This window comes from Xanthomonas sp. NCPPB 1062 (assembly GCF_041481705.2).
GTDB classification, from domain to species: Bacteria; Pseudomonadota; Gammaproteobacteria; order Xanthomonadales; family Xanthomonadaceae; genus Xanthomonas; species Xanthomonas euvesicatoria.
The window spans coordinates 2,449,424-2,474,195 of sequence record NZ_CM192987.1; the positions used below are offsets into that span (position 1 = coordinate 2,449,424).

Sequence of the window (24,772 nt, forward strand, 5' to 3'; positions counted from 1 at the left end):
GCATCGCGCAGCGAAGCACTCACTGCCGATCCGATGCTCGGCTATTACCCTAAGGTGCAATGCAGCTGCTGGACTTGAGAGCATTGTGGGGGTGGGGACGCGCAGTTACGGTAGTAGGCGTTCCAACGGGACCCATCCGCATGCAACAGCCTCCTCCGATCATGTTCGTCCTGGTCGATGCCAGCCGCTGGCAAACACCAGGACTTCCGCTATCGTGCGGTGAGGTGGCCGCCCGGCGCGATGCAGCAGTCAAGCCGGCCATGCTGGTGATGGGGGATGGCGCACACGCCCCCTGTGTGTTGTTGCGATCGGACGATCTCGATGGCATCGATGCGCAGCTCGACGAGTGGATCGTGGCGACGGCGACCAGGTTCGCGGACGCAATGGCGCGCTACGCAGCATTGACGCCGCGCGAGCGGCAAGCATTACAGCTGGTCACCGATGGCCTGCTCAATAAGCAGGCTGCCGCAGCCATGGGCATCAGCGAGGCGACACTGCAGATCCATCGCAAGCGTGTCATGGATAAAATGGGTGCGCGTTCGTTTGCCGAGCTGGTGCGCATTGCCGATCTGCTGGGCCTATCAGGCGATGCTTGCCACCCTCCCGTGCCTCCCGACCGTCACAACGCACGGGTTCCACCTCGTCCACGCCGGCTTGGCGCACGCGCGGCGTGAGCGTGTCTCGTGCACCAGCGTTGGCATTTCGGCTTGTGCTGGGGTGGGCCCTGACGCTGTGCGCATGTCTGCCGGCATTCGCACAGCTGGCGGAGGTCCCGCTTTTCCAGTTGCACCAGATGCACTGGACGGTCCAGACCGGCGCGCCGAGCGGCATGATCGCCATGACCCAGACGCGCGATGGCTATATCTGGGTTGTCGCCAGTGGAGGCTTGTTCCGATTCGATGGGGTCAAGTTCGAACGCGTCCGGCAGGTTGCCGGCGTTCCTTTGCCGACATCGCAAATCTATGCACTGTGGGCAAGGCCAGCGGGGGGCTTGTGGGTCGGCTATCTGTTCGGCGGCGCCAGCTTCATCGGTGAGGATGGAACATCGCAGCACTATTCCACTCAGGATGGCTTGCCACCTAACACGGCGATGAGCTTTGCCGAGGATGGCGGCCGCATGTGGATCGGGACCTCACGCGGCTTGTTCCGGTTAGAAGGCGGGCGGTGGACGCAGGCGGAAACGGCCTGGCAGTTTCCGCCGGTGCAAGTCAACCAGCTGGAACTCGACGGCGCGGGCACGCTGTGGGCTTATACGGACGATTCGCTGTACTTTCGCCGGCGTGGAGAGCGTCACTTCGAACTTGGCCTGAGGCAGGCGAACCATACCAAATGGAGTTACTTGCTGAAATCGCCGGATGGGCAGGTCTGGTTGGCGCAGCATCGATTAGGGCTCAGTGAACTGAAAGCCCCACAGGTCGGAAACGCATTGGCAATGACCTGGCAGAACTTTCCAGAGTCTGCCGCTGAGCTGCTGGTATTGATGATCGACCGCGATCGCATGCTTTGGCATGCGTCCTCCAATGGCCTCAAGCGGATTCCACTGCTCCGGCAAGACCGCACGGCAACACAGAGCACCCCGGCGAGCAAAGATGTCACTGCCCCCATCCGTCTGTTGGGCGAGACGCCGATCGCGCTCATGCAGGACCGCGAAGGCAACGCCTGGGTAATCTCTGATGGTGGGTTATCGCGATTTCGTAGCTCTGCCTTCTTGCGAGTTGGGCTTGAGCGCGCTTCACGCGGCGCGGCATTGACTGCAGCGGGAGATGGCTCGATCTGGGTCAGTGATTCGGACCATGGACTGCACCGATTACGGGACGGATTAAGGCAAGAATCGCTGCCATCGTCCCATGAGAACTTTTCAGCCCTGCACCGGGATCACAACGGCACCTTATGGCTGGGTGGACGCCACAGTTCCATTTATCGCAGCAGCAGCAAGGGACTTGTCGAATGGCGTCCCCAGCACACACACAAAGCCAGCGGCATCCAGGCGATTGCCAGCCAGAAGGATGGCACGCTCTGGGTGTCGGTGATCCGGGGAGGCGTGTACCGGGTCGTCGACAATCGCTGGATGTTGTGGGGCGGGTTGGCCGCGTTGCCGCGCGAGCCGGCGACATCGATGACCGTGGATGCAGCTGGGCGGCTCTGGCTTGGCTATGTGCACAATCGCCTGGCGGTCGTCGATGGCGACCAAGTTAGGGTATACAGCGCTGCGGATGGGTTGGCGACAGGCCCGGTGCAGGTCATGGCCGTGTCGGGTCGCGATGTCTGGATCGGCGGCGAAAAAGGCCTCGCTCGTTTCGATGGCAAGCGGTTTCACTCGGTACTCAACAGCGAAGGACTTCGGTTCGGCAGCATCGCCGGGCTCATCCAGCGGGCAGGGGGGGAACTGTGGTTGAACACCAGCGATGGCGCGGTCTTCATCGATGCAAATGAAGTTCGCAATATCGTGGCAAACCCGGCACATCTGGCAAGGTCCAGGCTGTTCGACCACAACGATGGCTTTCCAGGTGCCGTACAGCTCCTGAGCACATGGCCAACTGCCATCGAAAGTACTGATGGACGGTTGTGGTTCACGACCTCCAGCGGCGTGGTTACGCTTGCGCCGGGGCCACTGCCACGCAATATGGTGACGCCCAACGTCTACCTAAAATCCATCACGGTGGATGGCCAGCGCACCAGTATCGAAGGACAGAGTCGCTCACTGATAGCGCTGCCTACCAAGCCGCGGGTGATTCAGCTCGCCTATACCGCACCCAGTTTCACCATGCCCGAACGCGTGCAGTTCCGCTATCGCCTAAAAGGATCGGCCATGGGCTGGGAAGACGTAGGCACCAGGCGCGAGGTCTTTTTCACCGGTCTGCGCCCCGGGAACTATCGTTTCGAGGTTGTTGCAGCAAACGAATCGGGGGTTTGGAACAACGCTGGCGCAAGCGTGGACTTTGTCGTTCCGCCCACCTTCGTGCAGTCACGCACCTTCCTGGCCCTGTGCATTGCAGCGATCGCCTGCGCCCTATGGGTGCTGTTTTTCCTGCGCATGCGCCAGGTCAAGGCAAAGCTACAATGGCGAAGTGAGGCGCGATTGTTGGAACGCGAGCGCATCGCACGCGATTTGCACGAAACGTTTCTGCAGGGCGTGCAAGGGCTGATGCTGAGATTCCAATCGGCTGCCGAACGGATACCGGACGGAGAGCGCGCACGCGAACTGATGGAAGATGCGTTGGATCGCGCGGACAGAATTCTGGCCGATGGTCGCGACAAGGTGGCCGAATTGCGCACTTCGGTCTGCATGGACCTGCCGGATGCATTGGCGATGTCCGGAAGCGAACTGGCGCGCGATTATGGCGTGGCCTTCCAGGCCTCGGTGGAGGGCAGCCGACGCGCACTGGATCCGCTGGTTCTGGATGAAGCCTTCCATATCGGCAGCGAAGCGATGGCCAATGCCTTCCGCCATGCGCGTGCCACCCGCGTGCAGGTCGTCACCGTTTTCGGGCGCCGGCAACTTGAGATACGCGTCAGCGACGATGGATCTGGCTTCGATCTATCGGGAGTCAAGGATGGGCACTGGGGCCTGAAAGGCTTGCGCGAGCGTGCCGCCAGGGTGCGCGGCAATCTCAGCATTTCGAGCAAACCGGGTGTTGGGAGCACCGTGCAATTGCAGCTGCCTGGCAGCTGGGCGTATAAAGACGCCCGAAGACGGCGCTGGAACTGGCGCAAGCTCCTTGGCATGCATCAGGAGGACCCGACGTGAATCGGGCTAGAGACACCTGGCCAGCGTTGATTACCGTCATGGCCGTTGACGACCATCCGCTGCTGCTCGACGGCATCAAGGCCGCGTTGAGCGAGCAGCCGGACATCGCCTTGATCGCCGAGGCCACAAACGGCCGCGAGGCGATCGAACAGTTTCGCGTGCATGGGCCGGACGTCACGCTGATGGATCTGCAGATGCCTGGCATGGGCGGGCTGGAAGCGCTGCGCGGCATCCTCAGCGAATGGCCGGAAGCGCGCATCGTGATTCTGACCACCTACCGCGGCGACGCGCAGGCGATGAGCGCGCTCAAGAGTGGAGCCAGGGGCTTCATGCTCAAGGGAATGATGCGCAAGGAATTGCGCGATACGATCCGCGCAGTCCACGCAGGGCGGCGTGTGGTGCCTGCGGAAATCGCTATGGAACTGGCACAGCATGCCGGCGAGGACGACCTGTCACCACGCGAGATGGAAGTCTTGCGAGAGCTGGCGCGTGGCAACGCGAATCGGGAAATCGCCGAAAGCCTCAGCGTCACCGAGGGCACGGTGAAAGCGCATATGAAGCGCATCCTGTCCAAGCTTGGTGCCAAGGACCGTACGCACGCGGTGTTACTCGCCCTCAAACGCGGCATTCTCGAGGTGTGAATCGGGGCGATCTTGCGTCGCCTGCAACCCATCGGTCACCAGAACAAGATGGAGGCAAGGCGAAGGGGCCTTGCTCTGCAAGACGACTCCACCTAGGCGTGAGGGCGGCGCCTGACGGTCAAAGGCATAAGGAAAGATCATGGCGCTGCGTTGGTTATTGCTACTGCCGATCCTCTTGGGCGGCTTTCTCATTGCCGGCGTCCTCGGCAGTCTGTCGACCGCAGTGGTTGGCGTCTGGCATCTTCCTGGCGCAGGCTTCAGCGCCGCGCTGGCGGTTGTCATTCTTGCCTATGTCGCTGCGCCTGCAGTCAAGCTGCAGACCGCGCTCTGCGCGCTGCTGCTCGGCGGCGGCGTCGCCTGGTGGTTGCTGGAACCCTCGTTTTATCCAGAAAGCTACCGCGATCGGGGGGCCTATATGCCGACGCATCTGCCTCTGCTGGCGACCTGCCTTGGCGGACTGCTTGGACTGTTTACCGTGCTTGTCCATCACCAGCGGCGCCGTGTCGCGCATCGAACGCCAGGCTGATCAGGGCCATTCAATGCGCCCCCATGTCGACCAGGGCGAGGTGGACATGCCTACCTACGGAGAGTCCGGTCACGTCGGCATGCTTTGCTTTGAATTACAACGCATCTGACACTGCTTCGCCAACGTTGAGGCGGTGAACCACGCACATGCCAGGTGATAAACGATTGAGCTGGAGATGGTCGACCATGCCCGACTCACTGGCTTTACACGGGTAACTCTTGCAATCTTGCAATGCGCTTGAGCTTGCTATCAAGTCAAGGGCTTTGGGTGATATCACGTAATCCGGCGGCATGAGATACAGTCACGCAGCCCGTGACGCACAGAAGCGCTTTGGCCATCACCGCGATCGACGTGAGAGGCCAGGGCTGCAGAACGCTCTCCGATTCGGAGTGGGCCTGGTCTATCCACCCTGAGATAGGAGATGGCGGCGTTGCGTCGTCTGACACCCTTATGGATGCGCTTCATCCTGCACTGCTGCATCGCGGGTGCAGGATTGCTGTTTGCGCTAAATGCGCATGCGCTCGACCGCGAGCGCAACCTCGCGCAGCTGCATCACACCGCCTGGACTGCGCGCGATGGCGCGCCGAGTCAGGTACGTGCGCTTGCCCAGACCAGTGATGGCTACCTGTGGATCGGTGGAGCAACCGGCTTGTTCCGCTTCGATGGCGTGACCTTCGAACGCTACGACAGCATTGGCGGCTCGCAGCTGCCGTCGCCCAATGTCACCGCGCTGCTGGCGACCCGAGAGGGCGATCTCTGGATCGGCTTTCGCAATGGCGCAGTGGCCTGTCTCCGAGACAAGACCTTGCAGGTGTATTCGGGCAAAGATGAGCTCCCACCCGACATCGTGTTCGGATTCGCACAAGATCATGACGGGGCTATCTGGGCCGGCACCGCGCGTGGTTTGGCTGTCCGCGAGGGCAAACGCTGGAAGACGGTCGGCGTAGTGCAGGGCTTTCCGGAAGGCGAGCGCGCGCGGGTGCTGGGCGTCGATCGGACGGGCACGCTGTGGGCCGCCGGCATCGAGAAGCTGCTGTTCCTGCCGCGCGGCGAGCAGGTCTTCCGGGATACGGGCCAGCGATTGAATGATGCCGCTCAAATCGCTCAGGACGCAGCGGGACGCCACTGGATTGCCGAGACAGCGCGCGCGGTGCGGCCGCTCGCGTTGGCAAGCAGCGGCCGTGTCGGCAAGGACGAAGAAATCTGGGTGGGGTCGCAGGCCATCACGTTCGACCGAGATGGCGGGCTGTGGATCGCCACCGTGGGTGACGGCCTGCGCAGGATCAGCCACCCCGAACAACCCAAACCGGCTTCCAGGGTCGAGGTGTTTACGCAAGCAAACGGACTCAGTTCGGATTTGCTGATTGCCGCCCTGGAGGATCGCGAAGGCAATCTTTGGTTTGGCAGCGATAAGGGAGTCGATCGTTTCCGCCATGGCGATGTTGTACCGGTGAGCATACCTGGCGGACACGCCGGGTTCACCCTGATGGCGGGAGAGGGCGGTGATATCTGGGCTGCCAGCTTCTCGGCCAGACCTCTGCTGCAAATCCGCGGCAACGCAGTGATTCCGCATGCGCAGGTCGTCAATATCGACAGTGCCTATCGTGATCCCGTCGGTGCCATTTGGTGGCCAGGATATGTTGGTCTCTGGCGCTACTATCAAGACCGTTTCGTGCTGATGCCCTGGCCCGCTGGTGTGCGTGGAGGCGATTGGTTCTTGCACACGCTTCACGGCGATGGCAGTGGAGGACTGTGGGCCGACATCGGAGGCCATGGGTTCAAGCACTTCCGCGACGGCAAATGGGAAGACACCACACCGGGCGGATATCCTGCAGGCGCCACAAGTGCGGTATTCGAAGATACCCAGGGGCGCGTCTGGCTGAGCACGCTGCCCGATCGCTTGCACCGCATCGAAGGTGGCAAAACCCATACCTATACGAGCGAACAGGGGCCTCAGGTGGGCCGGGTGATGGCGATCGGTGGCCGCGGACCTCATCTTTGGGTTGCCGGCGAACTCGGACTGGCGCTGTACCACCAAGGGCGCTTTTCCAAGATTGTTTCCGCAAAAAATGACACGTTGGGCAGCATTTCTGGCCTGGTCGAAACTGCCTCTGGCGACCTATGGCTCAGCGATGTGCAAGGGGCGATTCGCATACCGGCTGCAGAAGTCTCGCAGGTGCTCGCTAATCCGACACATCCGGTGCGTTACCGAAGGTTCGACTATCTCGATGGCTTGCCTGGCGCCCCGCAGATGGCGCCGACCAACTTCACCGTAGCCGAAGCCAGCGATGGGCGGGTGTGGTTCGCCACCGACAACGGTTTGGCCTGGATCGATCCCAACCGCTTGCACCACAATCCGTTGCCACCGCCGGTATATCTGCATGCTGTGGAGGTGGATGGTCGTACGTTCTTGCCCGGAGCGTTGCTGCAATTGCCCGTCGGTGCACAACAGTTACGCATTGCCTACGCCGCGCTGAGCCTTTCGATTCCAGAACGGGTGCGGTTTCGCTATCGGCTCGAAGGCGTCGATCAGGGTTGGCAAGACGCCGGCACGCGGCGCGAGGCGATCTATACCAATCTGCGTCCTGGCCACTATAGATTTCGCGTTCTTGCCGCCAACGAGGACGGGGTCTGGAACACGCAGGGTGCAGCGATGGAGATCCAGATTCCACCGCCCTTCTATCTGACGAGCTGGTTCTTGACGTTATGCGTGCTCGTTGGAACCGGGCTGCTTTGGCTCATTTACCTGCGCCGACTGCGGGTTATGGAGGCACGCTTGCAGGCGCGGCTGGCCGAGCGCCATCTCGAACGCGAACGGATCGCGCGCGAACTGCACGACACCTTGTTGCAGGGTATCCAAAGCCTGATCCTGCGCTTCCAGGCGGCGATCGAAAAACTCCCCGTGAAGGAGCCGGCACGCATTGCGATGGAGGGCGCGCTCGAGCGTGCCGATGATGTGCTGAGCGAAGGGCGTGATCGCGTGCAAGGGTTGCGCGCCGCTGCCGCGCCGGTCAGCGACTTTCCGCAGGCGTTGGCCAGCGTGGGCGCCGACCTGATGCACGACGCTGCACCGAACTTCCAGATGCGCGTCGAAGGTACGCAGAGACCGCTCGATCCACTGGTACATGACGAGATGTTCGGCATCGGACGCGAGGCCCTCATCAATGCGTTCAACCATGCACAGGCGGGCACCGTAACGCTCGAACTGCATTACGGCGCCAAGGCGTTGCGCCTGTGTATCAGTGATGATGGCCGCGGCATCGCGACCGAAGTGCTTGCCGCGGGCGTGCGGCCCGGTCACTGGGGATTGGCCGGCATGCGCGAGCGCGCTGCACGCATCGGTGCCACGCTCGCATTTCGAAATGGCGTTGCCACCGGTACCGAAGTGGAACTACAGGTTCCTGCAAAAATTGCGTATCGGCCTGCGGTGGCCGGCTGGCGAGGTTGGTTTGGCCGCATGGGTAAAGACCAATAGTTCCATTTTGGAGACAGGATAAACATCCTGCTCAAGAAAAAATCCAGCTCCTCTCGCAAGGGCCGCAATGAGGCTTTGCGCTGTTGAATTGCGAGAAAAACTAGGGTGATAACCCTTTTCGACCGGAAGCGCATGACGGGCCCTACTTCCAGGCGATCAGCCAAGAGTGGAGGGGCGACGCGACGAATACCTTGCTTGGCGCCGCGCTCCGCCTCGACGGCGGCGGCCTCGCGAACAGCGGATGCTGACGGCGAAGGGGATTAGGGATGTTTATTTGGGGTAGGGAAGGGTAGCTTCTGGGCTACCCCTGATATCTCGGACACCCAAAAGCGAGGACAATCCTCGCACGGAGGTGTTCGATGCAGAAGCGTCAGCAATTCACTGCCGAGTTCAAGCGCGAAGCCGTTCGACTGCTTAGGGCCGGCGATCGACCAGCAGCCGTGATCGCGCGTGAGCTGGGGATTCCGCGTAACCGGCTCTACAAGTGGGCTACTGATCTCGATGCGAAAGGGGCCTCGGCGTTTGCTGGGAGTGGGCGCCCCAAGGCAAGTCAGGACGAGTTGGCCGTGCTGCAGCGCGAGTTGGCTCGCCTGCGTGAAGAGAACGAGATCTTAAAAAAAGCGGCGGCGTATTTCGCGCGAGCACTGCCATGAAGTACGCCTGGATCCGTGAGCAAGGCGAATACCGGGTGCGTCGGCTCTGCCACGCACTGGGGGTATCTCCGAGCGGCTATTACGCGTGGCGCGGACGTCGTCCTGGAACGCGTGTGCAAGAGAACGCGCGGCTATTGGAGCGGATCAAAGACATGCACCTGCAGACGTATCAAGCCTATGGTGCCCTGCGCATGTGGCAAGCCCTGCGCCAGCAAGGTGAAACCTGTGGCCGGCATCGGGTAGAGCGACTGCGTCGAGCGCACGGCATCCGCAGCAAGCGCCGTCAGCGCTATCTGCGCACGCGTAGCACCTACCAACGCACCATCGTGGCGCCGAACCGCTTGGCATGGCCCTTCGTCAGCCCTGGACGCGATCGGGTCTGGGTCGCCGATATCACCTTCGTGCCCACCCGCGGCGGTTGGCTGTACCTGGCAGCGATACTGGACATGCACAGCCGTCACCTTGCGGGCTGGGCGATGGGCGCTCGTGCCGACCAGGCCCTGGCCAGTGCGGCGTTGGAGATGGCACTACAACGCCGTCGACCATCAAAGGGCACCATCCATCACAGCGATCAGGGCTCGCAGTACACCAGCGGCGCGTATCAGCGGCAGTTGCAGGCGGCGGGCTTGGTGGCAAGCATGAGCCGCAAAGGCATGCCGTACGACAACGCAGTGATGGAAAGCTTCTTCAGTTCGCTCAAGCAGGAGCTGACGCACCACGAGCAGTTTGGAAGCCTCGACGAGGCACGCGCAAAGCTATTCACATACATCGAGGTGTTCTACAACCGCCAGCGCCTGCACAGTGCTTTGGGCTATCGCTCGCCGGTCGAGTTTGAAAGGACGGATGTTCCTTAATTAACCTGTCCGAGAAATCGGGGATGGTCCATTCCGACCCCAAGCAGAATCTAGCAGGCAAGTTGATCTGAAGACGACGTTATTTGGTCGTGGCCGTGGCCGTGTCGGACCCATGCCTTCGTGACGCTTGAGCGGTGCGTTCCTGCCGACGCTCACAGGCCTGCTTATGCCGGCGCGCCAAAACGTCAGTGCAAGTGGCTCCGGGCAAGCTCGCGAGCTGCGCATGACCGGCGCGGGTCAGCACGATCGCCGCGCCGCTGCTCGGCCGATTGGGGGCTCAAGGTCAGTCCCCAGCGAGGGATGGCTCTAGCGTCGGCTGGTGAGCAGTGCGAATGAATCTGTATCTCAAAGCGCCAACGTCTTGTCCTGCGATCTTGCCGAAGTGCTGCTCTCGCCATTCGCCAAGATCCACCACGACGACCTTGACCAATGAATGCTGAACCGCTTTTCGTTTGGCGTTCCGCCTACGCACCGAAGCCCGGATGTCGGTGGCATTCGCATGCCAGAGCAATCCGCGCAGCCGGCGTTCTGGGATCCGTTCGCCGCTCGGTGCAACCAGATCGCGGCCAGCCAATCGCCAGCCCGCCCAGAGGCCGGTCAGTTCTACATGGTTCGTGACCCCGCGCCGATGTAGATCTGCCGCGCAGCTGTTTGGGCATTGCTCGCCAACAGCCAGCATGGTGGGCGACGGTCTAGATTGTAGGTGTCAGTCATGCGGCGAGTTCCGTTTCGCTAGGGGAACGGCTCGGCAGGCAAGTCTTGATCCAAAGCCAGATCCAGCGGAGCGGCAACCGCACCGCCCTCAATGTCATTTCGCATAATGTATAGAAGGTGCGGCGTTATTAGCCTCCAAAGCGTGATGCAGTGCCGCTTCTGCACGGCCTGGTAGGGCGGCGCTTATGCACACCACTAGTGCCATGGCTGCCATGCCGAGCCGCTTGTAGAGCTTCGCCCATTCTCTGCCTAGCTCACCCTGATCTTGTTCGGAGTGGATCAGCAGTAGCCACTCGCCTGGGTCCTGACCTGCGATTTTTGCGATTTGCTGTATCCGCTCGTCCGGCACTGGCTTCTTGCCGTCGCGCCATTCGTACAGCACTCCGTGGGCTATCCCCATACGTTCAGCTAGGGCACGCACACTCTTCCTGTCTAGACGCTGAACGGCCAGCCCAATGAGTGCTTTTATGTACATCTGTTGTCTCCATTCGGTGGACAGTTGTCTCTGTTAAGAGTACATTTAGAACTGTCTCCTAATAGAGACAGCCCGCCCCCGGCCCCGCCCGGTGCCGGTGTGGCGGGATCTACCGGGCACCGGGCAGGGGATACACCGTGAAAGCATTTATCCAGTTTTGCCGTGAACTCGGCCCGCTTGTCTGCATGGCATGTGCTACCGGGTTTGGCATCGGCGGATTCGCTGGCTTTATCGCTGGCACAGGCGCTGCAAGTAGTGTTGAACATCAGGTTCAGCGCGATGAGGCGCTTCAGCAGCTTTGCATCGACGGTAACGAAGGCGCCTGCCGCGTTATGGAGTTCCGCAGATGAGCCGCCCAACCGACACCGAACGCGGCGCACGCATTGCTTATGAAGAAGCCGTGCTTTCCTTGCAGCCTGATTTATTCGGTTATATCAATGGTGATGACGGTCCCTTGGACCAGATCAATGCCATGTGGTGGGGTATTTATCACGCCGCCATTGATCAGCTTGCCGAATGCAAGGCATTACGCGAGGCCCGCGCATGAATCCGGGCGAATTGAAATTCTGGCAGCTGATCGAGCTGAAAAAGAAAGCCGAAACCGACGACGAACGCGCCGAGCTAGACCGACTGATAGAGGAACGCATCAGGTGGGTAGGCTCGGGGCAGGGCGATGAGCCATGAAGACGCAGCCGTCCAGGCTAGCCCATTACCCGAACAGCCCTTGCTATCAGTGCGGGGGAGCGCAGTTTCAGACGTTGAACGCGTGGGATGCGAAGTTGACGGTCTGCACCGATTGCGGCGTGCTGATCTCGAAGCGCAGGGATATGCAGAGCTCTTACAGCGCATGCAGTGGCAACAGTTCTGGACCCTCACCTTTCGCATCGAAGAAGCCGGCCGCACCGGTGGTGTCCATCCGGAAAAGGCTGATAAAGCGTTCCGATTCTTCGCCAGCTGCATCAACCGGGAGATATACGGACCGAAGTGGAGTACCAAATCGCACGGCGGCATCCAGTGGGCACGGGGGCAAGAGTTCCACAAAGACGGTCGATTGCATTTCCACGCCGTCGCAGCTGCACCTACCGATGATTTAAACCGGCTAATGAGCCGCTATCAGTGGCATGAGTTTTGGTTCAAGGAATTCGGACGTAATCGCATAGAGGCACCACGCAGCCAGCTGGATATAACCGGTTACGTGTCGAAGTACGTAACGAAGGGGGGAGTGGTGGACGTGTCGAAAAACTTCGGCGCCTGGACACCACCACCGATCGACTACACGCGCCGCCCTGTGCAGCCCGAGTTCGATCAAACAACGCGCAAGGGGAGTATCGACGCATTGGACCGGGGTGTAGGGGCGGCGCCCCTACGGACTGGTCAACGAAACCGCCGGTGATCGCTCACCGGGACATGCAATACCGCCCCCGGTCTGGGAGGCACCGAAGCCGCAGCCTGTTCGCCTACGCGCAACCAGCACGGCAACGTCAGGAATCCACCCCTGAAGACCCGCCTTCGAACGCAGGCGACCTAAAGCGACCGGTAGGCAGACACCGTGACAGTCAGCCCCCGGCGGTCTGATGCAAGCATCGCGCAAGGGTCCTTGCTACGGCACCACACACCCCCCGCATGGGGGGTAAGGGGGGCCTTAGCTTGACCCCACAGTACCGCCCGAATTTCGCAGTAACCCAACCGACGCAAGCCCAACCACAGAGAGAACGAAGACCATGAGCAACGCACCGAAGATCACGATCAATAGCGCCGTCGAGACCCGCACCGTCACCACCTCGAAGGGCATGCCGAAGGCCATTTACAGCCAGCGCGCTACGCTCGAAACCGAAGCGATGCGCATCCAGATCGAAGTCGAATGTGATGGCCCGGATAAGGGCTACCCGGTCGGCACGGTTAAGGAATGGGATTTGGTCACCGATCTTGTGCCGGGCCGTTTCGGTGTCGAACTGGCGCGCCGCATGACGCTGGTCGATCCGCAGAGCGGCAAGCCGCAGCAGCGGCAGGCGGCATAACCGATGGCCGTGCTGATCCCCGCATGCCTGGAGGCCGACTTGGACACGGCATCGGGGACGTGCACGGCCGTTATCTGGATCCCTCAGCCGTCATTGCTGCCGGAACTGCCGGTTGAGGGTGCCCAGGCCATTGGCAGTGCAATCGCGCTGCTGTGGGCCACGGCGTATGTGTTCCGGCTCATCCGCAAGAAAATTCAACAGTCCTAGGAGGACATGCAATGCGCAAGCTCAAGACCCTGTTCAAGAACAAAACCGCTGCACTGGCCGCTGTCGGTTCGGCCGCTTTCGTCTCCGCTCCGGCCTTCGCAAGTGGCGGCGGCGGTGTGGATGTCGGCGACGTGGTTGCTGCTATCCAGGGCGCCGCAGCGCCGATTGCCGCCATCGGTGGCGCAGTGCTGACCGTGATGGTCGGCATCAAGGTCTACAAGTGGGTGCGTCGCGCCATGTAACGACCGCCGGCGGACAGGGCCAATACCCTCCCGCCGGTCTTTGATGGGCATAGGGCAGGGGAACGGGCGATGGAAGGGTGGATTTGGTTAGGCGCGTGGCTGGTGGCCTGCGCGATTGTGTTTGTGGATTTCGAGTGATGCGTTGGCTAGTGCGCGTGTTTGCCTCCGCGATAGCCCGTCGAGTGGCCTACGTGATTGTGGCGCTCATTTTTTCAGCGATTGGGATCAGCAACGCACGTGCAGCTGACCAGGCGACGACATACGCGCAGTGCCTGAAAGATGGCGACGCGATGGTCAAAAGCGCTCCGCAACAGTGGCGCAACCCGCGTTGTGTTGCGTACGCCGGCCGGCGTGTTTATCAAGGTCGCATTGATCGCAATTTTTCTGACGGCTGGGCGATGACTACCTACGGCGATTACCCGTGGGATGAGGGTCAAGGGTGTGATGCTCGGCCGGACTACAACGGTCCGTTTCCAAGTGTGTACGGTACGCCTCGCAACGGGTCAGTGCAGTGTTTCAGCGGCTGTCAAATGGCGTGGTACGACAACGGCGATGGAACCTTCAACGGCAAGTACACATCAGTGCCCGCCGCCTGTGGCCCTGATGATTTGGGTGACGATGCTGATTGCAAGGCGAAGTTCGGCAACAGCTACTACTACAACGGTGCGCTCGGTGTATGCGAGCCGGAACCGCCTAAGGAGTGTCCAGCAGGACAGGTGAAAGACGCCAAGGGCAATTGCCAGCCGAACACCTGCCCTGAAGGCATGACGCAACAGCAGGATGGTACGTGTAAGCCCAGTGAGAACGAGTGCCCGGCCGGTCAAATCAAGTCGCCTGCCGGTGGTTGTCTGCCCGGCGAAGGCCAATGCGCAGAAGGCGAGGCGAAGGGTAAGGACGGTACGTGCAAACGTGACGCCGATGGTGACGGTAAACCCGATGAGGGCGAAGACGATGGCGAGACGAAGCCCACGTTCTCCGGTGGCGATAGCTGCGATGCGCCGCCAGCCTGTAGTGGCGACGTCATCATGTGCGGACAGGCGCGTATTCAATGGCGCATTGATTGCAATACCCGCCGCAATGTCAACATTCAAGGCGGCTCATGCGGCGCAGCGCCTGTATGTGTTGGCAAAGACTGCAAGGCGATGGAGTACTCCCAGCTGCTCATGCAGTGGCGCACGGCGTGTGCGTTGGAGAAGGCCGCAGGCAAGCCCGGCACAGGTGGTGACAACGCTGATGTAAAAGCGATTCGCGATGCCATCACTGGCACCAATGGGCAGGCAAACATTGGCGAGGAGGGCAGCAATGCAGGCGCGTTTTCCGACGAATCCGGTTACGGCCAGGGCGGCATGCCTGATGGCAAGTTGGATACGTCAGGGTTCGGCTATAGCCGCAGCTGTCCCACGATTCCCGACGTTGCCGTATTCGGCCAGACACTCCACTTTGATACCTCTCGGTTTTGTCAGTGGATGGTGTTAGGTGGGCAAATTGTGTTGGTGATGGCCGCGCTGCTGTCGCTGCGTCTGATGAGTCAAGGGGGAAGCACCTGATGCCGTTTCTAATTGCACAACTTGTTACCGCTCTCGCGTGGCTGTTTAAGTCCCGCATCGGCCTGTGGATCATGACCGCGCTTGTGTGGCTTGGCATCAACTTCGGGACTATCAAGATGGTTGTCGAGCCGGCCATTGATCTGCTCAAGAACTACGCCCAAAGCATGGGTAATGGCAATGGCCAGCTCGGCGCAGATGCAATGGCATGGTTCGGCGTCTTGCAGTTCGACAAGGCACTCACGATGGTGATCTCTGCCATTGCGGCTAAGCACGCGATCATGCAGGGCCGCCTGTTCCTGTTTAAGCGTGGATTCGGAGCCAAGCCCTAATGCCAATCGAGCTATACACCGGGCAACCCGGCAACGGTAAAACGGCGCTCATGATGGAGCGTCTGGTCGAAGAATCGAAGCGCGCCGATCGACCGATTTTTGCAGCTGGCATCGCAGGGTTGCAGGATGGCCTAGCAACTACGCTCGAAGATCCACGTCACTGGAACGCGGTCAAGGGCGGCGAGGTCTGCACCTGCAACGACACGTCTGTGCAAGCCGAGTGCACGGCCCATGTCGTGCCAAATGGCTCTCTGATCTTCGTCGATGAGGCCTGGAAGTGGTTCGGCCATCTGCACGACGCAACGCGGCAGCAGACGCCGCTACACGTTTTGCAACTTGCTGAGCATCGGCATCGCGGTCTCGACTTCGTGTGGACCACACAGCAACCCAACCAGCTCTATCCGTTCGTGCGTGGCCTCATCGGTGCACACACGCATGTCGTGCGTCGCTTCGGTACGAAGATGATCGATGTGTTCCGCTGGGGTGAGTTGAACGAGGAAATCAAGTCGTCTGCGAAACGCGATCTTGCCCAACGTACGACCCGGTTACTGCCTGCATCGATCTTCGGCGCGTACAAGTCGGCAGAGGTCCACACGATCAAGCCGCGCATTCCGTGGAAAGTGTTGGCGCTGCCGGGATTGGTCATCCTGGCCATCGTGCTTGGATGGCTCGCCTACACGATGCTTAAGCCCAGCGCGATGGCCGCGAAGGCAACCGTAAAGGGGACGCAATCGGCGTCAGCCGATGCGGCCCCTGGCGCATCCGCGAACACCGCAAAGCGCGATGCACCGCGCTGGGAATCCCCCACGCAATATGCCCAGCAACACCTTCCCCGGTTCGGCACCATGCCGTGGACAGCGCCGATTTTCGATGATCGTTCGCCCACTGCTGACCCGCTGTTGGTGTGCATGTCTTCGCCTGGCGGGCGCGATGCGCAGGGCGATTACAAGGCGGCATCCTGCACTTGCCTGACAGAGCAGGGCACGTTGTACGACCTCGATCAGCCGCAGTGCCGCACGCTTGCGAAGCGTGGCCCCGTCTACAACCCATATCGCGAGCGGCAGCACGACGCCCAGCAGCAGCCACAGCAGCAGCAGGCCGCGCCGGGGCAGGGCGCACCTACCCCGATAGCAGGCACTGTTGTCGGCCGCAGCACACGCGCACAGGGCACGTTCCCAGAGCATCCGCAGGGCAGCACAAGTACGACCGTGCCGTCGACGACCTTGGAGATGTGACATGACCAGCAGCGGCCGTGAGGCATTGAAGTGGATTGCGCTGGTGTTGATGACCGGCGATCACGTGGCGAAGGTTTTGTTCGGCGGGTACGTGCCGGTCCTATCCGAACTGGGGCGGATCGCGTTCCCGGTGTTCGCGTTGGTCATGGCCTACAACCTTGCACAGCCACGGGCCGATTATGCGAAATCGGTGTTGCGTCTTGCCGGCTGGGGGTTGCTGGCGCAGCCATTCCACGTATGGGCGTTCGGCTACTGGTTGCCGCTCAACGTGCTGCTGACCTTCGCGCTCGCTGCGCTTCTGGTCTGGACGTTGCACGCTCGGCATTGGCTTTACGTGGTCGTGTTCGGCGTCATTGCACCGTTGGCTGTCGATTACCAGTGGTCGGGCGTCTGGTTGGTGCTGGCGGCCTGGGGCTGGTTCCGTACTGGTCGTTTGGAATGTTTCGCCGGCGTGCTGGCCAGCATTGCCGCGCTGTGTTGGTACAACGGCAACGTCTGGGCGTTGGCGGCGTTGCCTGTCCTGGCGCTCGGTTACGTGTGGTGGCCACTCCCGCGGCTGCGCTGGGCGTTCTACGGCTATTACGTTGGCCACCTCGGCCTGCTGGTGCTCATCGCGTCGCTGCCGGCGTTTCAGCAGCACCTCGCGTAGGTAGATGACGTTGTTTCCTGCAGAAATGCGAGAGCCTGGAACCCTTGTGGCAGTAGGCGTTCCCGGTAGGTTTCGCCGGCAGTGCCTTTCGGTGGCCATGAGCAAAGACCACTCACGTGCGATGCAGCAGGTTAGCGACCAGAACCTCATATCGCACGGCTCGATGGTCTTGCCTTCAGGCGTAAAGAAGTGGTGGCCCTGGAAACCAAAACCGGCCCAAGGGCCGGCAAGGTCTACGCGGTCGTAGGTGTCGATCACGCTGCGATTTCCGTATCAGAAGGACCCCGGGACGGTAGCAACGAGGTGATCCACAGCCAGACAAGGCGCGCCCGCATCTTGATCGCCGCCACAGCCGATTTCGCATAATGTATATTATGTAAAATCCCATGACTGGTCTGAAGCCGTCACAAGCTAGATTTCCGCCACATCCGCGGCGAGTGCCCCACTTGCGCCTTGAATGCACGCGAAAGCGCTGCCTCGCCGGCGTAGCCCACCTCGTCGGCCAGTTGCTTGAGCGGCCGGCCCTGGCGCAGGCCGCGTTGCACCAGCGCGATGCGCCAATCCTGCAGGTACTGGCCTGGAGTGCAGCCCACCGTGTCGTGAAAGCTGCGGGCAAAGGCGCTGCGCGACATGCCGGCACGGGCGGCCAGCGACTCCAGCGACCAGGGCTGGGCGGGATGTTCGTGGATGCCGACCAGGGCCAGGCGCAGCCGCGCGTCGGCCATGCCGGCCAACATGCCGCCCTTGGCGTGGCCTTGCTCCATCAGTTCGCGGATCACGTGCACCAGCACCACTTCGAAGAGCCGGTTGAGCACTGCCTGCCGCCCGCAGTGCTGTGCGAAGGCTTCTTCGAACAAGGCATGCACCAGCACCGCACCTTGGCGCAGCGCTTCCAGCGGCAGGCAAATGCACGCAGGCAGTGCGCGCACCAATGGATTGGCCGCGCCGCCGCTGAAACTCAGGTGCGCGCAGGCAAAGTCGGCCCCGTGCACCGGGTCGGTGTCGAAGCGGTGCGCAAGTGCGCGCGGATACAACAGCAAACTGGGCCGGTCGATCTGCAGGTGGCTGCCGTCGCCGTTGTGGACCACCACCGCGCCCTGGCGAATCAGGTGCAGCTGGCCCCGGTCACCACTGTCGAGCTGGTTGATGCCGCACAGCGCGCCGGCATGGAAGACCTCGGCGGTTACCGAGAAATGGCTCAGCAAGGCGGCCAGACGGTCGACCATCTTGGACTCCAGGTAAAGTTTCATGGACGATTTGCGGCCTATCGTATCGCCTTGACGCGCAAAGTCACTCCTGTCGCCGGCACCCTGCCCGGCTTGTCCAGGAACCGCATCATGAAGACTCCCCTCGCCCTTATTGCCACCACGCTGCTGGCGGCATCGATTGGCACTGCTGTCGCGGCCGCACCCAGCGACCAGCCGGCGCCATTGCGCCCGGTCGCAGACTTCCTCAAGGCGCTCAACAGCGGTGGCGGCACGCCGATCGAGCAGCTGAGCCCCGCGCAGGCGCGTCAGGTGCTGACCAACGCCCAGGCCAATACACCCCTGCCGGCGGCCGATGTAAGCCCCAAGACCATCCAGGCCAACGGCAAGCCGCTGAACCTGGTGATCGTGCGGCCGCCGCATAGCACTGGCCAGGTGCTGCCGGCTTTCATGTTCTTCCATGGCGGCGGCTGGGTGCTGGGCGACTTCCCGACCCACGAACGCCTGATCCGCGACCTGGTCAATGCCTCCGGCGCAGCGGCGGTCTACGTCGATTACACGCCCTCGCCGGAGGCGCACTACCCGGTGGCGATCCATCAGGCCTATGCCGCCACGCGTTGGGTTGCCGAACACGGCATGGAGATCGGCGTGGATGGCCAACGCCTGGCACTGGCCGGCAACAGCGTCGGTGGCAACACGGTGGCGGCAGTGGCGCTGCAGGCCAAGGCAGCAGGCACGCCGGCACTGCGCTACAACCTGATGCTGTGGCCGGTCACCGACGCCGCGTTCGACAATGACTCGTACCAGCGCTACCAGAGCGGCTACTTCCTCAGCCGCAACATGATGACCTGGTTCTGGGACAACTACACCACCGACCCCAAGGCCCGCGCCGAGATCACTGCTTCGCCCCTGCGTGCTACCGCCGCCCAGCTGGAAGGCTTGCCGCCGACCCAGATTCAGACGGCGGAGCTGGACGTACTGCGCGATGAGGGCGAAGCCTTCGGTCGCACGCTAGATCAAGCAGGTGTCGAGGTGACCGTGACGCGCTACAACGGGCTGATCCACGATTACGGCCTGCTCAATGCGCTTCGGGACGTATCGGCAGTCCGTGATGCGATTCGCCAAGCCGGCGATGGATTACGCGAACACCTGAAGTAAGCGCGATAGCGGAATGGCTCTGTGGCCGCCGCATCCGCAGTTGGCCCGGCCGGTAGACGATGGCAAGGAACCGTTGAACTGTCAGGAAGGAAACCGTGACTGAGCCGTGCCACGTTTCAACGTGCCAACTCGTCCAGGGCGCGGATGACCCGTGCCGAGTGCAAGCTGGTGTGGATTCAACTTCATCGATCCGCGATTGCAGTCATCGTTGATGTTGAAGGTGCGGAAGCGGCGGCCAGGCCATGAGGCGGCGTCGGACATGAAGTCTGCCTGCCAGGTGTGGTTCGCCGCTTGCGGGATCTCCAGCGGCGCGGATGCGATCAGGTCGCCGACGCTTGCCGCGACATGGAAGAGTGAGGTTCAGCGCGGTCTGGACCCGCCAGGCACGGTTTTTGCCCCGACCCCGCGACCGCCACGCCGACTCCATAGGCAGGTCAAATCCGTGTCCGGGGTCGTCCGTCAGATGCGCCTGGATTACGGCGATGAGCTAGCCAGCGTCGCGCGGCGCGGACGGCAATGCTGCGCAGATCGGAGCAGCTGCATCCATAGCGCATTACTCAGGGACGCGATCGCCATGGTCATCCTCCGCACAAAAGATCGCATGCATGGCGCTCAGCAAGGCTGCCACTTTTGGGTCGGCCAAACGATAAATGATGGATCGAGATTCGCGGCGAGTCAGGACCAACTGCCGCTGACGCAGGTCGGCCAGTTGCTGGGACAAGGCAGGCTGCCGAATGCCTGTCGTCGCTTCCAGGCCACTGACGGTGGATTCGCCTTGCGATAACTGGCACAGCAACAGCAGGCGTGACGGTGTGGCCATGAAACGGAGCAGCTCGGCCACGTCTGGCACGCGCTCCTTCATGGCGGCAAGAGCATCGGTGGAGAAAGCAGATTCGGTCACGAGGCGTGGGGACTGCGGATCAGGAATGTAGAGGGTAACGGCTAGGCACTGCGGCTGAACGAAAACGGCCAGCGCCAATTTGATATTTGCACAGTATATGTAACTATGAGATTTTTTCCTTACTCCTCTCGACGCTGCCATCGTGAGTCATCCAACACGCGACACCTGCCTGGCAGCGGCCTGCGCTGTCGTGGAAGACACCCGCTCCGGTCGCATGAGCGCGCCGCACGTGGCGACATTCTTCGACCCGGTGACCTTTACCGCCAGCCACGTGGTCCGAGACCCTGGCTCGTCGGCCTGCGCCATCATCGACAGCGTGCTCGACTTGGACATGGCGTCAGGCCGAACTGCGACCGGCTCCGCTGAAGCGCTTGCGCACTACGTGCGTGACGAGGCGTTACAGGTGCAATGGCACCTCGAAACACACGCCCATGCCGACCACCTGTCGGCTGCGCCGTGGCTGCAGCAGCAGGTGGGCGGACAGCTCGCCATCGGCGAGCGCATCACGGCCGTGCAGCAGACCTTTGGCAGCCTTTTCAACGCCGGCAAGGAATTCAGCCGGGACGGCAGCCAGTTCGATCATCTGTTCGCCGACGGCGCAGCATTCACGATCGGGCATCTGCACGCAGTGGCGCTGCATGTTCCCGGACATACGCCCGCATGCATGGCTTACCTCATCGGCGATGCGCTGTTTTTTCAGGCGATACGTTGTTCATGCCGGACTACGGCACGGCGCGCTGCGATTTTCCGGGCTGCTCGGCACGCCAGCTCTATCGCTCCATCCACCGGCTGCTGAAACTGCCCGATGCCACGCGTGTCTTCGTCTGCCACGACTACAAGGCCGCAGGCCGGGACCATTTCGCATGGGAAACCACGATTGGCGCGCAACGCAGCGCGAATGTGCATCTGCATGCAGGCGTTTCCGAAGCGGACTTCGTGAAGATGCGCGAGACACGCGACGCCACGCTTCCCATGCCGCGCCTGCTGCTTCCATCGGTGCAAGTCAACATGCGCGCCGGTCATCTGCCCACGCCGGAAGACAACGGCGTGCGTTATCTGAAACTGCCATTGGACGTGCTATGACGCTCCCGCACCTCGCCTGGTATTGGCCGCTGATTGGTGGGCTGATGATCGGCACCGCCTCTGGCGCGTATTTACTGCTGGTCGGCCGCATCGCCGGCATCTCCGGCCTGCTCGCCGATGCGCTCGGTCTGCACGCGGGCGGCGCGCGCTCGCTGTCCATCCTGTTTCTGGCCGGGCTTCTGACAAGCGCAGGTGTGGCATTGGCGCTCAAGCCCATCACGCTCGCGCCGCTGAGCGGCACCAGCATGCCGGTGCTGATCGTGGCCGGCGTGCTGGTGGGCTATGGAACCCGTCTGGGTGCCGGCTGCACCAGCGGGCACGGAGTGAGCGGCCTGGCAAGACTGTCGCCGCGCTCGATCGTCGCCACCACCGTGTTCATGCTGCTGGGCATGGCAACAGTGACGGCCGTGCGGGCTGTCGCTGGAGCGGGCGCATGATCCGCGTGGCGGCTTTTCTCTGCGGCGCCTTGTTCGGGTTGGGCCTGGTGATTTCGGACATGGCCAATCCTGCACGCGTGCTTGCCTTCCTCGATGTCACCGGTGCCTGGGATGATTCGCTGGCCCTGGTGATGGCAGGCGCGCTGATCCCTTCGGCCATCGCCTACCGATGGGCGCGCGCACGCCGCACTCCCTTGCTCGCCCCGACATTGCAGCTGCCGCAGCAGCGGCGAATCGACCGCAAGCTGGTAATCGGTGCGGCGCTGTTTGGCATTGGCTGGGGTCTGGCCGGAGTCTGCCCTGGTCCCGCCATCGCGCTGTTGGCGACCGGCCAGGCGTTCGCCTTGGTGTTCGCTGCCTCGCTGGTGGCAGGCGTCTTCCTCCACAGCTTTCTCCATCGCGCCGGCGCGGGAAAACACGTCGCATGAAACTGCGATCGCTTTCGCCTGCCCTGCTGGTGGCCGGCCAATTGTTGCCTGCCGATCTTCCTGCCCTTGCCAGCCTGGGTGTCGCCAGCGTTGTCTGCAACAGGCCAGACAACGAGCAGCCGGATCAACCCGATCATCTGACCATGCAATCGGCCTGCGCGCAGGCGGGCATGCGTTTCGCTTATCTGCCCGTTGTCGCCGGCGCCATTTCGGAGGACGACGTGCAGCAATTTTGCGAAATGCTGGAGCAACTGCCCGCGCCCGTCGTCGCGTATTGCAGGACGGGAACGCGCTCGACGTCGTTGTGGGCGCTGGCACAAGTCCGCACCCTCGGGCTCACCACAGACCAGGTTCTGTCGATCGCCGCCGGCGCAGGTTACGACCTTTCCTCACTCGCTCCGCGTCTCATTCGCGACGCGCCATCCAGTCCTGAGTAAATACCGGTCATGCAAACCCTTTCATTGCTGCAGCTCGTGCTGGGCGGGCTTTCCGGCGTGTTGGTCGGCTTCGTGCTGGGACTGGTCGGTGGCGGCGGCTCCATTCTCGCTGTCCCGCTGATGCTGTATCTGGTCGGTGTGGATAATCCGCATGTGGCCATCGGGACCAGTGCATTGGCCGTCGCTGCCAATGCGCTGTCCAACCTGTTCGTGCATGCCCGCCGTGGCAATGTCAGGTGGCCGTGCGCCTCGCTCTTCGCCCTGGCCGGCGTTGCCGGCGCCTACCTTGGTTCGAGTCTGGGTAAGGCCGTCGACGGACAACGGTTGCTGGCGCTGTTTGCGGGATTGATGGTGGTGATTGGCCTGCTGATGCTGCGCAAGCGCAACGCGCAAGAGAATGCGGCTGCGCGCATCAGCAAGGAAAATGCACCCGCGTTGGTCGGGCTGGGAACGCTCGCTGGCGGATTTTCCGGCTTCTTCGGCATCGGCGGCGGTTTCCTGATCGTGCCGGGCTTGATGACCGCCACCGGGATGCCAATGTTGGCCGCGGTAGGCAGCTCGCTGGTGGCGGTGTCTGCCTTCGGTCTGACCACCGCGGTGAACTACGCGTACTCCGGGTTGGTGAACTGGCCACTGGCTGCCGCGTTCATCGTTGCCGGCAGCGTAGGTGGCATGGCGGGAGCACGTGCTGCAGCGGCGCTAGCCGGGCATCGGGGATTGCTCAATAGCGCATTTGCATGCCTGATCTTCCTCACTGCGGGCTACATGTTGTGGCGGGTGGTCTGACCGGTTGTCGTCTCATCTGACAGCCCCACGCAGCTTCACCATCGGTTCGAGAGCGGCCACCGACGATCTGCCCCGCCCTCGCCAATTGCACGGGGATTTGCTTGGATAAGACATGCGGCGGACAGTTGGGCAATGCACGTGCTTGCCGCTGCACAGCGCCGCCCGCCTCAGCCGGCGATGGTGAATACCGAGCCCGAGTCCACGCGCACGCCGGCGCCGTTGATGAAACTGGCGCGCTCCGAGCACAGGAATGCGACGACGGACGCCACTTCCTCTGGCCGGCCGCGCCGCTTCAGCACCATGCCGGGGCGTTCTTCATCCAGGAACGAGGCGATGGCTTCTTCGACACTGGTTCCGTTTTCTTGCGCGCGCTTTTGCATCATCTTGTCGGTCATCGGTGTTGCGATGAAGGCAGGCGACACCGTGTTGACCAGCACATTGTCGGCGCCATAGGCCTTTGACAGCCCCTTGGCCAGGCTCAGGATGCCGGCCTTGGACGCGCAGTAGGCCAACTCATCCACGTACGGCTGCACTGCATCTTCGGACGCGAACAACACAATTCGCCCCCACTGCTTGCGACGCATGGCAGGAATGGCCTGGCGGCACATGCGCACCGCGCCCATCAGGTTGATGTCCAGCGTTTCGAGCCAGCCGGCATCGCTGACCTCCAGGAAATCGCCGGTGGCGCCGGTCACGCCGGCGGCGTTGACGTAGATATCCGGTTCCCCCAGTTGCGCGCGCACCTGGGTCCAGATGTGGGCGACATCCTGTTCCTGCGTCACATCGCCTTCGACGGCGATGATCTCGCCCAGGCCGGACAGCTCGGCCACTGCCTGGTCGAGCGTGCCATTGGGAAGATCGGTGATCGCCACGCGCACGCCGGCTTCGAGCAGCTGGCGCGCAGTCTCCTTGCCCATGCCGGAGTCGCCGCCGCTGATGAGGGCGATCCGCTGTTTGATTCCGAGATCCATGTTGAGCTCCTGGTCGTTGAATACGTGATGGCGCAGTGCTGGCGCAGCTACCG

General features: G+C 62.1%; 28 protein-coding genes and 2 pseudogenes. 24 read left to right on the plus strand and 6 right to left on the minus strand.

What is annotated here, in order from left to right; translation table 11 throughout:
- Positions 1-59: 59 nt before the first annotated feature.
- The 7 genes from ACCQ16_RS10715 to ACCQ16_RS10745 all read left to right on the plus strand — a co-directional run bounded on the left by ACCQ16_RS10715 (position 60) and on the right by ACCQ16_RS10745 (position 9,897).
- Positions 60-674, plus strand: coding sequence for a response regulator transcription factor (locus ACCQ16_RS10715; RefSeq protein WP_228735616.1), 615 nt, complete (start codon positions 60-62; stop codon positions 672-674).
- Positions 671-3,748, plus strand: a complete 3,078-nt coding sequence (locus ACCQ16_RS10720) for a sensor histidine kinase (RefSeq protein WP_506175335.1) — start codon at positions 671-673, stop codon at positions 3,746-3,748. The genes ACCQ16_RS10715 and ACCQ16_RS10720 overlap by 4 nt, the downstream gene beginning before the upstream one ends.
- 38 nt (positions 3,749-3,786) lie before the next feature.
- Positions 3,787-4,389 carry a response regulator gene (locus ACCQ16_RS10725; protein WP_031422732.1) on the plus strand — a complete coding sequence of 201 codons (603 nt, stop codon included), beginning with the start codon at positions 3,787-3,789 and terminating at the stop codon, positions 4,387-4,389.
- A 139-nt stretch (positions 4,390-4,528) separates the two neighbouring features.
- Complete coding sequence (locus ACCQ16_RS10730; RefSeq protein WP_008575730.1) at positions 4,529-4,915, plus strand: hypothetical protein; 387 nt, start codon at positions 4,529-4,531, stop codon at positions 4,913-4,915.
- A gap of 421 nt (positions 4,916-5,336) precedes the next feature.
- On the plus strand, positions 5,337-8,390 hold the full coding sequence (locus ACCQ16_RS10735) for a sensor histidine kinase (protein ID WP_031422736.1): 3,054 nt from the start codon (positions 5,337-5,339) through the stop codon (positions 8,388-8,390).
- Between the two features lie 359 nt (positions 8,391-8,749).
- Positions 8,750-9,043, plus strand: a complete 294-nt coding sequence (locus tag ACCQ16_RS10740) for a transposase (protein WP_011346252.1) — start codon at positions 8,750-8,752, stop codon at positions 9,041-9,043.
- Positions 9,040-9,897, plus strand: a complete 858-nt coding sequence (locus ACCQ16_RS10745; protein ID WP_218533069.1) for an IS3 family transposase — start codon at positions 9,040-9,042, stop codon at positions 9,895-9,897. The genes ACCQ16_RS10740 and ACCQ16_RS10745 overlap by 4 nt, the downstream gene beginning before the upstream one ends.
- Positions 9,898-10,180: 283 nt before the next feature.
- On the opposite strand, the gene ACCQ16_RS10750 is transcribed toward ACCQ16_RS10745, so the two are convergent.
- Complete coding sequence (locus ACCQ16_RS10750; protein ID WP_174555058.1) at positions 10,181-10,576, minus strand: hypothetical protein; 396 nt, start codon at positions 10,574-10,576, stop codon at positions 10,181-10,183.
- A gap of 129 nt (positions 10,577-10,705) precedes the next feature.
- The gene (locus ACCQ16_RS10755) at positions 10,706-11,086 is read right to left on the minus strand and encodes a DUF3693 domain-containing protein (protein ID WP_372379943.1); all 381 of its coding nucleotides are present in this window, start codon (positions 11,084-11,086) and stop codon (positions 10,706-10,708) included.
- 137 nt (positions 11,087-11,223) lie between these two features.
- Between ACCQ16_RS10755 and ACCQ16_RS10760 the strand changes: the two genes are divergently transcribed.
- From ACCQ16_RS10760 to ACCQ16_RS10810, 11 genes are all read left to right on the plus strand, one after another.
- Positions 11,224-11,436 carry a hypothetical protein gene (locus ACCQ16_RS10760; RefSeq protein WP_241238081.1) on the plus strand — a complete coding sequence of 71 codons (213 nt, stop codon included), beginning with the start codon at positions 11,224-11,226 and terminating at the stop codon, positions 11,434-11,436.
- Positions 11,433-11,633, plus strand: a complete 201-nt coding sequence (locus ACCQ16_RS10765; protein ID WP_127166225.1) for a hypothetical protein — start codon at positions 11,433-11,435, stop codon at positions 11,631-11,633. The genes ACCQ16_RS10760 and ACCQ16_RS10765 overlap by 4 nt, the downstream gene beginning before the upstream one ends.
- The gene (locus tag ACCQ16_RS10770; RefSeq protein WP_164738694.1) at positions 11,630-11,770 is read left to right on the plus strand and encodes a hypothetical protein; all 141 of its coding nucleotides are present in this window, start codon (positions 11,630-11,632) and stop codon (positions 11,768-11,770) included. Before ACCQ16_RS10765 ends, ACCQ16_RS10770 begins: the two co-directional genes overlap by 4 nt.
- On the plus strand, positions 11,760-12,479 hold the full coding sequence (locus ACCQ16_RS10775) for a rolling circle replication-associated protein (RefSeq protein ID WP_206516331.1): 720 nt from the start codon (positions 11,760-11,762) through the stop codon (positions 12,477-12,479). Before ACCQ16_RS10770 ends, ACCQ16_RS10775 begins: the two co-directional genes overlap by 11 nt.
- A gap of 328 nt (positions 12,480-12,807) precedes the next feature.
- A complete protein-coding gene (locus tag ACCQ16_RS10780) occupies positions 12,808-13,104 on the plus strand; it encodes a hypothetical protein (protein ID WP_127166223.1) in 297 nt (98 codons plus the stop codon).
- A gap of 3 nt (positions 13,105-13,107) precedes the next feature.
- Positions 13,108-13,311: a hypothetical protein gene (locus ACCQ16_RS10785; protein WP_127166221.1), complete on the plus strand. Its 204-nt coding sequence runs from the start codon at positions 13,108-13,110 to the stop codon at positions 13,309-13,311.
- An 11-nt stretch (positions 13,312-13,322) separates the two neighbouring features.
- Complete coding sequence (locus tag ACCQ16_RS10790) at positions 13,323-13,553, plus strand: major capsid protein (protein WP_127166219.1); 231 nt, start codon at positions 13,323-13,325, stop codon at positions 13,551-13,553.
- Positions 13,554-13,735: 182 nt separating this feature from the next.
- The gene (locus ACCQ16_RS10795; protein ID WP_372379944.1) at positions 13,736-15,100 is read left to right on the plus strand and encodes a hypothetical protein; all 1,365 of its coding nucleotides are present in this window, start codon (positions 13,736-13,738) and stop codon (positions 15,098-15,100) included.
- Positions 15,100-15,429: a DUF2523 domain-containing protein gene (locus tag ACCQ16_RS10800; protein ID WP_127166215.1), complete on the plus strand. Its 330-nt coding sequence runs from the start codon at positions 15,100-15,102 to the stop codon at positions 15,427-15,429. The genes ACCQ16_RS10795 and ACCQ16_RS10800 overlap by 1 nt, the downstream gene beginning before the upstream one ends.
- Positions 15,429-16,664: a zonular occludens toxin domain-containing protein gene (locus ACCQ16_RS10805; protein ID WP_127166213.1), complete on the plus strand. Its 1,236-nt coding sequence runs from the start codon at positions 15,429-15,431 to the stop codon at positions 16,662-16,664. Before ACCQ16_RS10800 ends, ACCQ16_RS10805 begins: the two co-directional genes overlap by 1 nt.
- 1 nt (position 16,665) lies before the next feature.
- On the plus strand, positions 16,666-17,313 hold the full coding sequence (locus ACCQ16_RS10810; protein WP_127166211.1) for a TraX family protein: 648 nt from the start codon (positions 16,666-16,668) through the stop codon (positions 17,311-17,313).
- On the opposite strand, the pseudogene ACCQ16_RS10815 reads toward ACCQ16_RS10810, so the two are convergent.
- Positions 17,215-17,571: pseudogene (locus ACCQ16_RS10815) on the minus strand (DUF3653 domain-containing protein); the annotation flags it as partial. The gene ACCQ16_RS10810 and the pseudogene ACCQ16_RS10815 sit on opposite strands and share 99 nt — an antisense overlap.
- A 146-nt stretch (positions 17,572-17,717) precedes the next feature.
- Complete coding sequence (locus tag ACCQ16_RS10820) at positions 17,718-18,539, minus strand: AraC family transcriptional regulator (RefSeq protein ID WP_039417975.1); 822 nt, start codon at positions 18,537-18,539, stop codon at positions 17,718-17,720.
- A 111-nt stretch (positions 18,540-18,650) separates the two neighbouring features.
- Between ACCQ16_RS10820 and ACCQ16_RS10825 the strand changes: the two genes are divergently transcribed.
- A complete protein-coding gene (locus ACCQ16_RS10825) occupies positions 18,651-19,676 on the plus strand; it encodes an alpha/beta hydrolase (RefSeq protein ID WP_372379945.1) in 1,026 nt (341 codons plus the stop codon).
- A gap of 553 nt (positions 19,677-20,229) precedes the next feature.
- On the opposite strand, the gene ACCQ16_RS10830 is transcribed toward ACCQ16_RS10825, so the two are convergent.
- Positions 20,230-20,538 (minus strand): ArsR/SmtB family transcription factor, encoded by a 309-nt coding sequence (locus ACCQ16_RS10830; RefSeq protein WP_033479010.1) that lies wholly within the window; start codon positions 20,536-20,538, stop codon positions 20,230-20,232.
- 253 nt (positions 20,539-20,791) lie between these two features.
- Here ACCQ16_RS10830 and ACCQ16_RS10835 point away from each other — a divergent pair.
- The 5 genes and pseudogenes from ACCQ16_RS10835 (at position 20,792) to ACCQ16_RS10855 (ending at position 23,748) form a co-directional block, all read left to right on the plus strand.
- Positions 20,792-21,660 (plus strand): annotated as a pseudogene (locus tag ACCQ16_RS10835) (MBL fold metallo-hydrolase).
- Entirely contained in the window at positions 21,657-22,097 is a 441-nt protein-coding gene (locus tag ACCQ16_RS10840; RefSeq protein WP_008575717.1) for a YeeE/YedE family protein, read from the plus strand. The pseudogene ACCQ16_RS10835 and the gene ACCQ16_RS10840 overlap by 4 nt, the downstream one beginning before the upstream one ends.
- The gene (locus ACCQ16_RS10845) at positions 22,094-22,525 is read left to right on the plus strand and encodes a DUF6691 family protein (protein ID WP_109291479.1); all 432 of its coding nucleotides are present in this window, start codon (positions 22,094-22,096) and stop codon (positions 22,523-22,525) included. The genes ACCQ16_RS10840 and ACCQ16_RS10845 overlap by 4 nt, the downstream gene beginning before the upstream one ends.
- Entirely contained in the window at positions 22,522-22,962 is a 441-nt protein-coding gene (locus ACCQ16_RS10850; RefSeq protein WP_109291476.1) for a protein tyrosine phosphatase family protein, read from the plus strand. The genes ACCQ16_RS10845 and ACCQ16_RS10850 overlap by 4 nt, the downstream gene beginning before the upstream one ends.
- A 24-nt stretch (positions 22,963-22,986) precedes the next feature.
- Positions 22,987-23,748, plus strand: coding sequence for a sulfite exporter TauE/SafE family protein (locus tag ACCQ16_RS10855; RefSeq protein WP_277572795.1), 762 nt, complete (start codon positions 22,987-22,989; stop codon positions 23,746-23,748).
- A 167-nt stretch (positions 23,749-23,915) separates the two neighbouring features.
- On the opposite strand, the gene ACCQ16_RS10860 is transcribed toward ACCQ16_RS10855, so the two are convergent.
- Positions 23,916-24,719, minus strand: a complete 804-nt coding sequence (locus tag ACCQ16_RS10860; protein ID WP_057681763.1) for an SDR family NAD(P)-dependent oxidoreductase — start codon at positions 24,717-24,719, stop codon at positions 23,916-23,918.
- Positions 24,720-24,772: the final 53 nt, after the last annotated feature.

Coding starts and splice junctions, on each gene's coding strand:
- ACCQ16_RS10715 (WP_228735616.1), top strand. CDS start 60: ATGCAGCTGCTGGACTTGAGAGCATTGTGGGGGTGGGGACGCGCAGTT.
- ACCQ16_RS10725 (WP_031422732.1), top strand. CDS start 3,787: ATGGCCGTTGACGACCATCCGCTGCTGCTCGACGGCATCAAGGCCGCG.
- ACCQ16_RS10730 (WP_008575730.1), top strand. CDS start 4,529: ATGGCGCTGCGTTGGTTATTGCTACTGCCGATCCTCTTGGGCGGCTTT.
- ACCQ16_RS10735 (WP_031422736.1), top strand. CDS start 5,337: ATGGCGGCGTTGCGTCGTCTGACACCCTTATGGATGCGCTTCATCCTG.
- ACCQ16_RS10740 (WP_011346252.1), top strand. CDS start 8,750: ATGCAGAAGCGTCAGCAATTCACTGCCGAGTTCAAGCGCGAAGCCGTT.
- ACCQ16_RS10745 (WP_218533069.1), top strand. CDS start 9,040: ATGAAGTACGCCTGGATCCGTGAGCAAGGCGAATACCGGGTGCGTCGG.
- ACCQ16_RS10750 (WP_174555058.1), bottom strand. CDS start 10,576: ATGCTGGCTGTTGGCGAGCAATGCCCAAACAGCTGCGCGGCAGATCTA.
- ACCQ16_RS10755 (WP_372379943.1), bottom strand. CDS start 11,086: ATGTACATAAAAGCACTCATTGGGCTGGCCGTTCAGCGTCTAGACAGG.
- ACCQ16_RS10765 (WP_127166225.1), top strand. CDS start 11,433: ATGAGCCGCCCAACCGACACCGAACGCGGCGCACGCATTGCTTATGAA.
- ACCQ16_RS10770 (WP_164738694.1), top strand. CDS start 11,630: ATGAATCCGGGCGAATTGAAATTCTGGCAGCTGATCGAGCTGAAAAAG.
- ACCQ16_RS10775 (WP_206516331.1), top strand. CDS start 11,760: ATGAGCCATGAAGACGCAGCCGTCCAGGCTAGCCCATTACCCGAACAG.
- ACCQ16_RS10780 (WP_127166223.1), top strand. CDS start 12,808: ATGAGCAACGCACCGAAGATCACGATCAATAGCGCCGTCGAGACCCGC.
- ACCQ16_RS10785 (WP_127166221.1), top strand. CDS start 13,108: ATGGCCGTGCTGATCCCCGCATGCCTGGAGGCCGACTTGGACACGGCA.
- ACCQ16_RS10790 (WP_127166219.1), top strand. CDS start 13,323: ATGCGCAAGCTCAAGACCCTGTTCAAGAACAAAACCGCTGCACTGGCC.
- ACCQ16_RS10800 (WP_127166215.1), top strand. CDS start 15,100: ATGCCGTTTCTAATTGCACAACTTGTTACCGCTCTCGCGTGGCTGTTT.
- ACCQ16_RS10805 (WP_127166213.1), top strand. CDS start 15,429: ATGCCAATCGAGCTATACACCGGGCAACCCGGCAACGGTAAAACGGCG.
- ACCQ16_RS10810 (WP_127166211.1), top strand. CDS start 16,666: ATGACCAGCAGCGGCCGTGAGGCATTGAAGTGGATTGCGCTGGTGTTG.
- ACCQ16_RS10820 (WP_039417975.1), bottom strand. CDS start 18,539: ATGGTCGACCGTCTGGCCGCCTTGCTGAGCCATTTCTCGGTAACCGCC.
- ACCQ16_RS10825 (WP_372379945.1), top strand. CDS start 18,651: ATGAAGACTCCCCTCGCCCTTATTGCCACCACGCTGCTGGCGGCATCG.
- ACCQ16_RS10830 (WP_033479010.1), bottom strand. CDS start 20,538: ATGAAGGAGCGCGTGCCAGACGTGGCCGAGCTGCTCCGTTTCATGGCC.
- ACCQ16_RS10840 (WP_008575717.1), top strand. CDS start 21,657: ATGACGCTCCCGCACCTCGCCTGGTATTGGCCGCTGATTGGTGGGCTG.
- ACCQ16_RS10845 (WP_109291479.1), top strand. CDS start 22,094: ATGATCCGCGTGGCGGCTTTTCTCTGCGGCGCCTTGTTCGGGTTGGGC.
- ACCQ16_RS10850 (WP_109291476.1), top strand. CDS start 22,522: ATGAAACTGCGATCGCTTTCGCCTGCCCTGCTGGTGGCCGGCCAATTG.
- ACCQ16_RS10860 (WP_057681763.1), bottom strand. CDS start 24,719: ATGGATCTCGGAATCAAACAGCGGATCGCCCTCATCAGCGGCGGCGAC.